The organism is Pilosibacter fragilis (genome assembly GCF_032490495.1).
Classification (GTDB): Bacteria; Bacillota; Clostridia; order Lachnospirales; family Lachnospiraceae; genus Pilosibacter; species Pilosibacter fragilis.
In genome coordinates this window covers 40,459-54,001 of record NZ_JAVYJB010000008.1, presented here as the reverse complement: position 1 = coordinate 54,001, position 13,543 = coordinate 40,459, and the positions used below count along the sequence as shown (strand labels likewise).

The 13,543-nt window shown below is 48.3% G+C and carries 10 protein-coding genes; 5 read left to right on the top strand and 5 right to left on the bottom strand.

Going from position 1 to position 13,543, the window contains the following annotated elements; translation table 11 throughout:
• Positions 1-86 precede the first annotated feature (86 nt).
• The 5 genes from ABCW45_RS09335 (at position 87) to ABCW45_RS09315 (ending at position 6,041) form a co-directional block, all read left to right on the top strand.
• Positions 87-1,214, top strand: a complete 1,128-nt coding sequence (locus ABCW45_RS09335; RefSeq protein ID WP_117484576.1) for a DUF6076 domain-containing protein — start codon at positions 87-89, stop codon at positions 1,212-1,214.
• Positions 1,207-1,839, top strand: a complete 633-nt coding sequence (locus tag ABCW45_RS09330; RefSeq protein WP_021683574.1) for a hypothetical protein — start codon at positions 1,207-1,209, stop codon at positions 1,837-1,839. The genes ABCW45_RS09335 and ABCW45_RS09330 overlap by 8 nt, the downstream gene beginning before the upstream one ends.
• A 44-nt stretch (positions 1,840-1,883) precedes the next feature.
• Positions 1,884-3,056, top strand: coding sequence for a sigma-70 family RNA polymerase sigma factor (locus ABCW45_RS09325; RefSeq protein WP_117484577.1), 1,173 nt, complete (start codon positions 1,884-1,886; stop codon positions 3,054-3,056).
• An 85-nt stretch (positions 3,057-3,141) separates the two neighbouring features.
• Positions 3,142-3,813 carry a response regulator transcription factor gene (locus ABCW45_RS09320; protein ID WP_117484578.1) on the top strand — a complete coding sequence of 224 codons (672 nt, stop codon included), beginning with the start codon at positions 3,142-3,144 and terminating at the stop codon, positions 3,811-3,813.
• A 2-nt stretch (positions 3,814-3,815) separates the two neighbouring features.
• Positions 3,816-6,041 carry a sensor histidine kinase gene (locus tag ABCW45_RS09315; protein ID WP_117484579.1) on the top strand — a complete coding sequence of 742 codons (2,226 nt, stop codon included), beginning with the start codon at positions 3,816-3,818 and terminating at the stop codon, positions 6,039-6,041.
• A gap of 67 nt (positions 6,042-6,108) precedes the next feature.
• On the opposite strand, the gene ABCW45_RS09310 is transcribed toward ABCW45_RS09315, so the two are convergent.
• From ABCW45_RS09310 to ilvD, 5 genes are all read right to left on the bottom strand, one after another.
• The gene (locus ABCW45_RS09310; protein ID WP_117484580.1) at positions 6,109-6,354 is read right to left on the bottom strand and encodes a DUF6061 family protein; all 246 of its coding nucleotides are present in this window, start codon (positions 6,352-6,354) and stop codon (positions 6,109-6,111) included.
• A 24-nt stretch (positions 6,355-6,378) separates the two neighbouring features.
• The gene (rlmD, locus tag ABCW45_RS09305; RefSeq protein WP_117484581.1) at positions 6,379-8,049 is read right to left on the bottom strand and encodes a 23S rRNA (uracil(1939)-C(5))-methyltransferase RlmD; all 1,671 of its coding nucleotides are present in this window, start codon (positions 8,047-8,049) and stop codon (positions 6,379-6,381) included.
• Positions 8,050-8,215: 166 nt separating this feature from the next.
• On the bottom strand, positions 8,216-8,533 hold the full coding sequence (locus ABCW45_RS09300; RefSeq protein ID WP_015554931.1) for a hypothetical protein: 318 nt from the start codon (positions 8,531-8,533) through the stop codon (positions 8,216-8,218).
• A 476-nt stretch (positions 8,534-9,009) separates the two neighbouring features.
• A complete protein-coding gene (locus ABCW45_RS09295; RefSeq protein ID WP_117484582.1) occupies positions 9,010-11,370 on the bottom strand; it encodes an ATP-dependent helicase in 2,361 nt (786 codons plus the stop codon).
• A gap of 348 nt (positions 11,371-11,718) precedes the next feature.
• Complete coding sequence (gene ilvD / locus ABCW45_RS09290; protein WP_343220745.1) at positions 11,719-13,458, bottom strand: dihydroxy-acid dehydratase; 1,740 nt, start codon at positions 13,456-13,458, stop codon at positions 11,719-11,721.
• Between the last annotated feature and the right edge of the window lie 85 nt (positions 13,459-13,543).

The following is a 13,543-nucleotide window of genomic DNA, read 5'->3' as shown; positions in this document are numbered from 1 at the left end:
CAGGACAACTTTTCAGAGAATATGGATTTCTTTACATTTGCATGATACAATCAAGAAAGTAGAAAAACAGGACAGGAGGGGCAAGCATGAACCAAGAACTGATGACATTGGATTTTTGGCAGGATACGGTTATATATGAGGGAAAAACACTTCCTGTCGGCACGCTTGCCTGTGATGCGCTGAATGTCCCTGCGGATACCATTTCAAGGATGAACGAGCAATGCGAGAACATCAATCTGCTGCTCGGAACATTAAACGCCGGACAGGATGCTTCTGCACTCTGTCCCATTGCAAGGGAAGCTACTCTGGCGATGTTGGATATTCTCAGCGAAACTCCGCCGTTCTCCTATATGGATATACCAAAGCACAGAAAACGGATTGAAAAAGTCTTTACTGTGGACAATGCGCTGAAATATGTGGAGTTTGCCATAAAAGCCGCAACCAATTCTTTGCAGTTTGAAGAAATCCAGAACTTTACCGATGCGATGATGCTCCAACGCTATACCGCAGTTTTCGGGCATCTGGCATACTCCCTTGGGGAATACCAAACGGCCATGCTTGATTTTGCAGAAAAAACAGACGGCAACGAAGCAGACCGCACCGCAGAGGGTTTTGCAAAAATGTTCGGCAGCTATTTCCCGCCGGAGTTTTCCATCACGGAAGGCAATGCCTGGATGTCTACCCTGAACAATTCCGTTCAGTATGTATCCGTCATCCGTCCCGGCGAAAAAGTTGCGAAGCTGGTCAAGCGGATGCACTATGTATCCTTTGTAGGGATGTTCCGGTCTGATCTCTTTGAGGGCCTGTGTGTTGGTCATGCACCGAAGAAATGCAAAATCTGCGGCAAGTGGTTTCTGACCACCAACGCACGGCACACCAAATACTGTGGCGGCTATGCACCGGGGGACAAGCTGCACCGCACCTGTCGGCAGATCGGCAACCTGAAAGGCAGAGAACAACGGGAGCTTGCGGACGATCATCCGGTGAAACAGATTTATGAGAAACGGCTGAACACCATAAACCGCTATGTGAAGCGTGGTACTCTGGACGCTGATCTTGCAGAGGTTATGAAAAAGCTGGCAAAAGATAAGATGCTCCGGGCATTGAGCAATGTAGCCTATGCCAAGGGAGCTTATGAAAAAGAAATGGACCAGGCGGCTTTGAAAAAGGAAGCAAGTGCAAAAATATACAAAGAAAGGGACAAACGTGAATAGAAAAGAACTTAGTCAGAATCATTGGAAATACTACTTAATGCTCGAAAAGCGTTTTGTTGAATCAATAGAGTTTGTAGAACTACATGAGGACAATTTTGATGCATTTTCTAACGGATATGCCCTCTTAATTCAAGCCATAGGGGCAGAGTTGGATACTGTATTCAAAGAGTTTTGCGGTTTCAATACAACGGATCGAAAAACGGTTGCAGACTATGCACAGTATATTTTGACCAACACACCGGATATAAAAAATCAAAAAATCAGTGTACAGGAATACGATATCGAAATACAACCGTTTATGAATTGGGATATTACCCAGCCCGCACAGTCGTTGCAATGGTGGGGAGCATTTACAGATGTCAAGCACAACCGCTATGAGCAGTTGAAGCAAGCAAAGCAGGAGAATGTACTAAATATCTTGGGAGCTTTGTATTTGATAGAAATGTTGTACTTGAAGAAAATCACTGATGGGACAGACGAATTTGATGTGTTTGATGAATCTTCCAACTTGTTTAGTTTGAAAAACTGGACTTCTAAGGCTGTGCCGCTGAGCCAAGCTTTTGCCGTGCTAAGCGATATGATGGACGACGAAAATAATACTACTAACAAAAAGTTCGATGCATAATTACTGTCGATATTGATAGAGAAAGAACCGAAAGGAGGTGCGCTATGCTGAGTGATTTTTCATGGGACATGACCGGATACATACCAAAACACGCTGTCAATCCGCACGGTGACGGCATCATTCCTTATGCGGCAGAGCGCATCTTCCAACTGGAACCGGAGCCTCCAGCGGTGGGCAATCTGAACGAATATATCCTGTCTGCCTTGCAGGATAAGAACCTGATATATTTCTCATTCTTCCTACACCACTACGAGCCGCAACTTAACAAGCGCATCAAAGACTTTCTCGGTGTGGATGGCGGCGATCTGTACGACACAGACCGATTTATAGATATAAAGCTCTCCTGCCGGGAGCAAATGCTCCAAAAGCTGATGGACTATGATCCTGCCAAGGGTGCGAAGTATGCTACATACATTTTTCCATTCATTCGGGATGCTATGCTACGTTTTCGCATGGGAGAAGAAAAATGGTCGGTATCCTCCCTGACCAATTACAAAATGGTGCGGTCAATGGCTTGGCTCTACCATAACAGCAAGGATGCAGTCAGCGAATTTGCCAAGAAGTACAACTGTGATCTTGCCCTTGCGGAAGAATATCTGAAAGTTGTCCGTGGCATCCGCAATCAGCAGCCTTTCTATGTGACAGACGAGGACGGCGAGGAAACCGACGAAGATGTTGCCCTTGATGATACTTGGAACTATGCCGACATTCTCTGGAACGGCATACAGGCAGAAAAGGTGCAGCGGGCTTTTGAGAAACTGAACTACCGGGAGCAGACCTTGCTTGAAAAGCGGCTGGCAATCTGCATGACCTGTGGGCGTGTCGGCTCATGGAAAGGTCGTCCCACCTTTGAGGAACTTGCAGTTATGTTCGAGGGCAGCACAGCCAGCGGTGCAGAGCGAGCCTACCGGAAAGCGGTGGACAGGCTGACGGAATTATTGGTTGCCGAGGGCGCAATCCATGCTGTCCGGCTGAAACAGAAGTCCAAAACCAAGCGCAAAAAGAAAATTGCCGCCGCAATCTACGAATACCAGGCAGACTGCGACGGCGAATGGGGCGAGATTTCCTTGGATTTTGAAAACGGCACAGCGGAGATTATCCGACTTGCCGATTGGGATACCATGAAAACAAACCGCTTTGCCAACAAGGTAATATCCTACCTTTTGAGCTGCGAGAATGAGAAGCTGCCAAAGGAAACTACAGTAGCGTTTGAATAAGCTTATAAATATTAAAAATCATTTCTTTTGACACAGAGAATACAAATCGGTGTTGTACAGTAAGGGCGAAAGGAGGAAAAGTATTATGAACAGTAAGATTTTGATTGTAGAAGATGAGGCCAAGTTGCTGGAAATCCTGTGTGACTATTTCAGCAGCAAGGGAGAACTGCCTGTTGAAGCAAGCAACGGAATACAGGCGCTTGAGCTGATTGATGAAAATGAATTTGACGCAGTTTTGCTTGACATTATGATGCCGGAGCTTGATGGGCTTTCTGTCTGCCGTGCTGTGCGCAGAACAAACGATGTTCCTATCATTTTCCTCACAGCCCTTTCCGACGAGGAGGACAAACTGCTGGGTTATGAACTCGGTGCAGATGATTATGTGACGAAGCCATTCACCATGTCTGTCCTTTATGCAAAAACTATGGCGCTCATCAAGCGTAATCAGCGCAGTGTCCTTGCCGGTGACCGGATGGAGGTCAGCGGGATCACTCTGGAGCTGACTGCAGGCAGAGCTTATGCTGGAGGCAAGGAAGTCTTTTTGACGCCGAAGGAGTTTGCTCTCCTTCGCTGCCTGATGCAGAATAAAAACCTTGTCATGAGCCGTGAGCAACTTCTGGTTAAGTGCTGGGGTTACGACTACGAGGGCGAATCTCGGGCTGTAGATACCCATATTAAGCGATTGAGAGAAAAACTTGGCGACTATGCCGAATGCATCAAGACCGTTATTAAGGCGGGTTATAGATTGGAGGGGTGACGATGAAAAAAATCTCCAAAGGCTATCGGATTGCATCAGCTCTTTTCCTAATCTGGGCGATTGTTGATTTCCGCAATTATGCAACAATCGGGAAAGACCTTGTAGCTTATTATTCTGGTGAAAGCATTATTTGGGAATTAGTACAGGATAAACTGTTTCAAGGAATTGTAAAGGTTGTTTTGGCTGTCGCCATCATCGTGGTTGGTCTAATCAGAGCAAGGAAAAAGAAACAGCGTACCGCTCTGACAGCTATTACTTGCCTACTTTCCCTCGCATTGTTTGTAATTTGGGGAGCAGGAATGTTCTGCTTGACCTCCGTTACTGCTGAGTATGCCGCCACAAGATATCTAAATGGCTATCGCGATTTTGCATCTACCATCGCAACTCGAAGCTTTGAACACTGGTTGGGGAAAGGTTTTGATTCCAGTTATGCGAACTACGATGCAAATCGCCGGTGGGAGGCGGTAGACGACGGCGGACATGCAGATACTTTTTATGGTGCGAGATTTATAGTTGGTGAAGATGATGAATTTCTAAAGCGGCCAAACAGCAACAAGGTATATTCTGCTACTGCTGTTTATGATGCAGGAGGAAATCTTCTTGAATGTAGTTGGTCGGATTTCTTTTACTTCGAGTATTTGACAGAAAACCAATGGGATAATCGAGAGGAAAGATCCGGGAATAATGCCCGTGCTTTCTTTGATAGAGAAATGCTTACTGAGAAAGGTAAGGAGATACTCAGCAACAGCGATCTGACATTCGATGCTGCCGCAATGCGCTTTACCGGGACTTTTGATGGTGTCGAGTTCACACCCATCAAAATTGAATATATCGATTGGGACGAATTCCAGCATGCCTTAGATTCAAAGGGAAGTGGTCAGTATACCGTTTCCGGCATCGTAGAGGATTACGATCTTCAATGGAACACCATGTACGAAGATGCCTCTGACGCTTTATCCAGTGAGGACGTTGTTGTATTCTACTCTGATTGGTTTGATGTTTGCTATAATGAGATATCTCCTGCTTTTTCGTACAAAGGAACAGACTATGAAAATGTAGCTTCCCTTGTTGCCAAACTTGGACCGGAACTGGCTGCCGGAGCAAAGAATTTGACTTTCTACGATGGCCTTGACCTTTTAATCCCAAGTGTGAACTACTGTCACAGCTTCGATGGAGAAACCTATTATGACCCATACTATTATGGGGAGGCTGCCTATGCAGAAGAAGCGCCTGATCTCCATTTTTATACCGTGAGTGTCGTGTACTGCTCTCCTTGGCGCACCGCATTTGGCGAACTGAGCGTTGTGTACTTAATTACACTTCTTATTGCAGTGGCACTTGTGTTCGTATTACGCTCCATAATAAAAAATCATTTAATCCAACCTGTCCTATCGGTTGGAGAAGCGCTGATGAGCGAAGAAGAGAAGAACTACCTATATCCGGAAATGTCAAAAGCTTGGTATGAAAGCAAGTTGCTACAAGAGGGTTTCGCCAAGCATAGCGATAAGAGCCGGATGCAAAGAAACGAGATTACACGCTTGAACACGGCACTTGAGTATGCAAAAGCAGCTGAGGAAAACCGTCGTCAGATGACCTCTAATATTGCCCATGAACTGAAGACTCCGCTGGCGGTGATTCACAGCTATGCAGAGGGACTGAAGGAACACATTGCAGAAGACAAACGTGATAAGTATGTGGATGTGATCCTTGCGGAAGCCGAGCGAACGGACGGTATGGTTTTGGAGATGCTGGATTTGTCCAGACTTGAAGCGGGTAAAGTGAAGCTCTCACGGGATGAGTTTTCGCTTGCCGATCTTACGAAAGCCATCTTCGAGAAACTCCAAATGGCGGCAGAGGCAAAGGAACTGCAGATCAGCTACGAGTTCCCGGAGCAAAGCACCATCGTTGCGGACGAGAATCGAATTGCACAGGTGGTTGAGAATTTTGCGACCAATGCAGTCAAGTACACCCCCGCCGGTGGCAGTGTCACAGTACGGATTCAGAACAATCGTGGTAAAACCACATTCTCCATCGAAAATGACAGCAAGCCTCTTTCCGCAGAAGCTTTGGCTAAAGTATGGGACACTTTCTATCGAGTTGATGAATCCCGCTCCGGAGGCGGCACGGGGCTTGGTCTTGCTATTGCGAAGAATATCGTGGAACTGCACGGCGGCAAGTGTTCTGTCCGAAACACGAAGACGGGTGTGGAGTTCCAGTTTACAATTTAAAACCTTGTTAGAAACAACACGGCCCACCGATCATTTTGACCGGTGGGCTGCGCTATGTTTATTCAGTTCAATCCATCAACTGATGTTCCGATACGCCTTGCACAAACCGTTCTAAATCACCGCCAAACACAAGCTGTGCATATTCCAGCGGCTTGTTGTAGATTAGCCAGTCCAGCTCCGACCGCTGATACATATTATCGGCAACCTCATTCTCCACGGCAATCGTGTCAATCGCAATCATGCTGCCATCTGCAAATTTCAGCTCCACACAGGCGTTATCCATGTTGAACTCACAAGAAATCAATCTATCCATAAGAAACCTCCATTCTGCGGGATGTTAGATCATCCCAAAATATTTGAATGCTTCTCGGATTGCTTTCTCTTTTTCTGGTGGACACTGGGGCTGTCTGGAATCCTCGGATTTCGGCAGATTATAGTTTTTGCCTACCTCAATCCCGCATTTCCGCTTAATCTGTGAGATATAGAGGTTGGACACCTTTAACCCGGTATGCTCCAACACATACTCCTTGATCTGCGGATAGGTAGCTCCATCTTGGAACTCTGACATATCCATATCTTCCAAAGAGAACTCAACCCGAATCTTTTTCGAGTCGACCTCACCCTTGGAAAGCAAGACAACCGTCTCTACCTGCGTCGTCCCCGGGAACATGTCGACGCAGCATACTCTTGTGACCTCATAACCTTTCGCCTGCAGCACGACGAGATCTCTCGCAAGGCTCGTTGGTTTGCAGGAAATATAGATCATTTTTTCGCATCCATAATGGTCGATGATCTTTGGAAGCGCCTTCGGATGGATTCCGTCTCTCGGCGGGTCCAAAACGATGAGATCCGGGCGTTCCTCTAAGGTATCTAATACTTTTAAAACATCCCCCGCGATGAAGTCGCAGTTTGTCAGTCCATTCTGCGCCGCGTTCACCTTCGCCGCCTCAACAGCTTCCTCAATGATCTCCACGCCGGTCACATGTTCTGCCGCCGGAGCGAGGATCTGGGCAATGGTACCGGTTCCGCTGTAGAGATCGAAGACCTTTCTTCCGTCTGTCTCACCGATGTATTCGCGGGCTGTTTCATAGAGCACCTCTGCACCGAGAGAGTTGGTCTGGAAAAAGGAGAATGGAGTGATCTTAAATTTTAATCCCAGAAGCTCTTCCATAAAGAAGTCCTGTCCGTAAAGGATCACCGTGCGGTCATTCTGTACCACATCCGCAAGGCTGTCGTTTTCTGTGTGGAGAATTCCGGCAAAAGAGCCTTCCAGATCCAGTCCAAGAAGTTTTTCTTTCCAGCCCTCAAGCAGCGCTTCCTCATTCTTATCACTCTTCCATGTTCCCTCCGTCTGGGTGGAGGTCACAAGATCCACAAGGATCTCCCCGGTCTTCACACCGCGGCGGACAAGAAGATGTCTCAGATAACCGACATGCGCCATTTTTTTATAGAAGACTGCTCCGTGCTCCGTAAAATAATCCAACGTCGCTCTTAAGATCTTACAGCAATCCGGATGCACCAGCACACACTGGTCCACGGTCACGATATCATAAAAGCTGCCGCGTTTATGCATTCCCAGAGTCATGGGACCGTCCTTAAACTCATCTCCGAAGGAAAATTCCATTTTGTTGCGGTACGCCTTTGTCAACGGACTACCTTTGATCCCCTCAAAATTGTAGCCGGCCGGAAGAACCGGATCTAAAAGAGCCCGGACCTGCTGCTCCTTGATCTTTAACTGTTCCTCATAAGGAACCGTCTGGTACGTACATCCGCCGCAGTCCGCACGATGAGGACATGCACCCTCTGTGTTTTCGTATGCTGCGGGAGTCACGACCTTAAGGAGTCTTCCCTCGCATCTTCCTTTGCGCTGCTTGGAGATCGCGATCTCGACGGTCTGCCCCGGGAGCGCGTTCTTTACAACTACCTTTTCCTCTCCGATATGGAGGATTCCTTTATTTGGAAAATCCATCTTTTCCACTGTACCAGTGTAGATCTCACCTTTTTTCATATAATTTTTGTACTCCTTTTTCTGCCGGGAATCGGATTTTTCCGTTTCTGATCGCACAGCGCGTAAACGATGCCTCGTTCCCTGATATGTTTTTATGCACAGAAAAAGGCTGTGCAAGCGATCCCTGCCACAGCCTCGTTCTCATTGTGTTTGTAAGCATTTCGGCTTAAGCTTCTTTCTCGTCATCCTTCTCGACAGCTTTTTTCGGAGTTTCCTCCTCTTCCTCGAAAAAGTCATCGTCGAAATCATCGTCGAAATCGTCTTCAAAATCTTCCAGATAATCCGGTGTAAAGAAGCGATATACTGCGTATGCGATTCCGGCTACAGCAGCAACAGCGCCGATGATAGCAAGCACCCAGAGGATACAATTCTTTTTCTTATCCTCTTCTTCTTTTTTATGAAGCAGTTCATTCAGCTTGGACGCGTTTATAAGCTCTTCCATTTTGCTGAGTGCGTCTTTACTCATCGTATCGAATTTGTTCATCCTCACACATCCTTTCTGTTTCACAGCCGCCCCGGACAAGAATAATCCGCACGGACAGATACTTTGTAATAGTATATCATGATTTTATGGTTTTTACTATCCCTAAATTTTCATAGTTTTAGACACCATTTTTTTATACCGCAGTATATGGAGTTCTACAAATAAACATGATAAAATAAAACTGCTGTCGCACCTCCAGCAGAAAGGAGGCGGTATTTATAGATTACATAAACACTTTCCTTGTCTCTGTCGCGGCAAGCATAGTTGGCTACTATGTTTGCAAATGGCTGGATAGGGACAACCGACAGTAACAGCCTAAACGGTTCGGCTCACCGCAAAGAGCAAGAAAACCCCCGGAGGTGCCACTCTGGGGGTTTTCGCGTACTCATAGACATATAAGCACTTTCCTTAGCTGTTTTTAATTATATGCGATTGCCCCCAAAAAATCAATACTAAATTTCTTTTGGCTAATTTATTTACAACTTCTTCAGCTTCGCAAAGGAAGCAAACATCTTCCTTGTCCCGATCGCCGCATGATCAAAATCGACTGTGACCTCGAAATCTTTTCCGCCGTCCGCGATGGATTTCACGGTTCCGTCACCAAAACGCATGTGATGGACGCGGTCACCTTCGGAGTAATCCAAAGACTTCGGTTTTTCTACGGTGAACGCCTTTCCGAAGGTCGGCGTGTTCTTCGGCGCCGCAGAAGTCCCGGAGGCATATGGATTCTTATAGGCATCGGATTTCTGTCCAAAAAGACTCACACCCGCCGGACGGTTCTGGAATCTTCCGGTGTGACCGTCAGCCGCTTTTCCGTCCGCGCCGGAAGCCTTCGCCCACGGAAGTCCCGCTTCCTCCGGAAGGTTCCTGTACGCGTCTGCCATTTTCTTCCATCCGGTCTTTGAATCATCCCGATCCGGACGTTCCAGGCACACATCCGGGATCTCGTCAATAAACCGGCTCGTTCTCGCGTACTGCATCTCGCCCTTCACCATACGGCTCTTTGCGGCGGTCAGCGTCAGCCGCTTCTCCGCCCTCGTGATTCCCACATAGCAGAGACGGCGCTCTTCCTCCAGTGCCTCCGGTCCCTCCATCAGAGACATCATACTCGGGAAAAGTCCATCTTCCATTCCCGCAAGATACACATACGGGAACTCCAGACCTTTCGCGGAATGCAGTGTCATAAGGATAATTCTATCCTCTGACTCATCCATACTGTCGATATCCGCAACCAGGGCAACTTCCTCCAGGAACGCGGAAAGACTCGGTTCCTCGGCGCTCTCCCAGTAGGAGACTGCCTTGTTGATCAATTCCTCAATATTTTCCATTCTGGACTCGGCTTCCACCTCGCCCTCTTCCTTCAGCTCGTCACGATATCCTGTCTTATCAAGGATCGCCTCGATCACATCCTTGATCGGAGTCTCTTCCTTTAACATCTTCCGGAACTCGCTGATCTGGTCTGTAAATACTCCGATCTTTAACGCCGCTTTTCCGATTCCCGGAACAGCCTGCGCCCTCTCCAGCGCCTCATAGAAACTCATATCGTTTTCCATCGCGAACATGTTCACCCGGGCGACACTCATAGCTCCGATTCCGCGCTTCGGAACATTGATGATCCTCTGCACAGCCAGGTCATCCCGCCCATTGGCGATCGTCTTTAAATAGCAGAGAACATCCTTGATCTCTTTTCTCTGGTAGAAGTTTACGCCGCCCACGAGACGATACGGGAGATTGTACGCAACACATTTCTCCTCGAATATACGGGACTGGGCATTCGTGCGGTAGAGGATCGCGTAATCCTTCCATGGTCCGCCTCTCTTCACGATATCCCGCACGATCCACTCCGCTTCCTCAAAGGAAGAGCTGAACTCCCGGAACACCGGCCGCTCTCCGACCTCGTTCTCGGTCCAGAGCGTCTTATCCTTTCTTCCGGTGTTGTTCCTGATCACCTCATTCGCCGAATCCAGGATCATCTTTGTGGAACGGTAATTCTGCTCCAGCTTGATCACCTTCGCCCCCGGGAACGTCTCCTCAAAGCTTAAGATATTTCTGATATTCGCACCGCGGAACCGGTAGATCGACTGGTCATCATCGCCCACCACGCAGATATTCCGGTATTTTGCCGCTAAAAGGCTCACAAGCTTAAACTGTACCGTATTTGTATCCTGATACTCATCCACCATAATATAGCGGAAACGGTCCTGATAATACTCCAAAACTTCCTGCTTTGACTGGAACAACTCCACGGTCTTTACAAGAAGGTCATCGAAATCCAGGGCATTGTTCTTTTTTAAACGTTTCTGGTACTCCATATAGAGCTCCGCAATCCGTTTCAGTCTCGAATCCCCCTCAGCCTTCGCGCTGAGCATAAATTCTTCCGGACTGATCATCTCGTTCTTTGCGGAGGAGATCACGCCGAGGACACCCCGTTCTTTTAATACCTTTGTATTCACCTCAAGATCCTTGAAGATCTGTTTCATCAGGGTTTTTGTATCATCAGAATCATAGATGGAAAAATCCGTCGTGTAGCCGATGTTCTCAATAAATCTTCTTAAGATCCGCACACAGAGGGAGTGGAAGGTGCTGACCCAGACACTGTCCGCGCCGTATTCCACAAGGCTGTTGACACGGTCCCGCATCTCTCCCGCCGCCTTGTTTGTAAAGGTGATCGCCAGGATATTCCAGGGCTTCACACCCTTTTCCTCTATTAAATAAGCAACCCGGTGCGTCAGCGCCCGTGTCTTTCCGGATCCGGCGCCCGCCAGCACTAAGAGCGGACCTTCCGTAGTGAAGACAGCTTCCCGCTGCATCGGATTTAATGTATCGTAATTGTTCATTCTGTTCCCCTTTCACGTTTCCGGAGGCTGACGGTTCTGCACGTATCTCCCACATACTGAAACCGCCGGTATTCCGACAACAGATACCATCATTCTACCACAGGAACACTCGTTCGTGCAATCTTTATTATATGAAAAGTATGTAGCTGTTCCTGTATGCGGATAGGAATTTTCTGAACTGATAATTCCGTAACAGTACAGTGGCAGCAGTAGATTTTTCCGATTGGGAATGCGAAATGGTAATGATATAAAAACGCCCCGGATCAGAGAGAACTGTCATCTCACGATCCGGGACGCTTCTTTTGCAAGCTGGCAGCCAGCATTTACTGCCAGTCTCATTTTATTTTTTTAGAATTCCAGATATGCACCTTTCATCGGGCTTGCCGCATGCTCACTGAACATACGGAGCACACCGCTCTTGTAGCGGAGCTCTCTCGGCTTCCAGTTTTTCTTTCTCTCGGCAAGGACCGCGTCGATCTCTTCCGGAGTCTTTCGCTCGCCCTTGATACCGATGATGTTTAACTTTCTCTCCATCACATCGACCTCGATAAGATCGCCTTCCTCAACGAGCGCGATCGGGCCGCCATCTGCCGCCTCCGGGCTGCAGTGTCCGATAACCGGACCTGTGGATGCACCGGAGAATCTTCCGTCTGTGATCAGGGCGATGGAACGGCCAAGCTCCTTATCGCTGCTGATGGCCTCGGAGGTGTAGAACATCTCCGGCATACCGCTTCCCTTCGGTCCCTCGTAACGGATGAAGACTGCGTCGCCTTTCTCAACCTTGTGCTTTAAAACGGCATCCAGGCACTCTTCTTCGCTGTCAAACGGTCTTGCCTTGAGGACTGCCTTGAACATCTCCTTCGGGCATGCGGTGTGCTTGATGACCGCACCTTCCGGAGCAAGGTTTCCGCGCAGGATCGCGATGCTGCCGTCGGTTCCGATGGCCTTGTCAGCCGGACGGATGATGTCCTGTCTTGTGATGGAGATTCCGTAGCGCTCGTTGAACTTCTGAAGCCATTTTTCACAGCGCTCATAGAATCCGTTCTCTTTTAATTCCTTTAAGTTCTCGCCGAGAATCTTTCCGGTCACGGTCATGACATCAAGGTGAAGGTGGTCTTTGATCTCCTCCATGATCGCCGGAACGCCGCCTGCATAGTAGAAGCACTCTGCCGGCCACTTTCCTGCCGGGCGGATATCAAGAAGATACTTCGCGCCGCGGTGGAGTCTGTCGAAGGTGTCACCTGTGATCTCGATTCCAAGCTCATGAGCGATCGCCGGAAGGTGGAGTAAGCAGTTTGTACTTCCGGAGATGGCCGCATGTACAAGGATCGCGTTTTCAAAGCTGTCCATCGTCACGATATCACTCGGACGCATGTTGTCCATCTTCGCAAGCTTAACCGCCTGTTTTCCGGCCTCTCTCGCGTAGTTTAAGAGATCCGGGCTTGTCGCAGGCATCAACGCGCTTCCCGGAAGGGCAAGGCCAAGAGCCTCAGCCATGATCTGCATGGTGGACGCAGTTCCGATAAAGGAACAAGCGCCGCAGCTCGGACATGCGTTGTGTTTTGCCCAGTTTAAGCGGTTCTCATCGATCTCACCGCGCTCATACTGTGCGCTGTACATGCCCAGCTGTTCCAGGGTTAACATCTCCGGACCTGCATTCATGGTTCCGCCCGGAACAACAACAGCCGGAATATTCACGCGGAATAAGCCCATGAGGTTTGCCGGCATTCCCTTATCACAGCTTGCGAGATATACGCCGGCATCGAAGGGAGTCGCGTTCGCGTGGATCTCGATCATGTTCGCGATCATCTCACGGCTTGCAAGGCTGTAATTGATTCCATCGGTTCCCTGGCTCTCGCCATCGCAGATATCGGTGCAGAAATATTTCGCGCCGTGACCGCCTGCCTCAGCGATTCCTTTTTTTACTTCATCTACAAGGATATGGAGATGTCCGCTTCCCGGATGGCTGTCACCTGCCGTACTCTCGATGATGACCTGCGGCATCGCAAGTTCTTCCGGTTTCCAGCCCGTTCCGATCCTTAACGGATCAAGCTCCGGTGCAAGTTTTCTCATTTCCTGACTCTTCAGACATTTCATGATATTTCCTTCTTTCTTTGTGGGGTGTTACTCGTTACTGAGCGAATGATATCTTTTATTGGAACCGCTTTCCAAT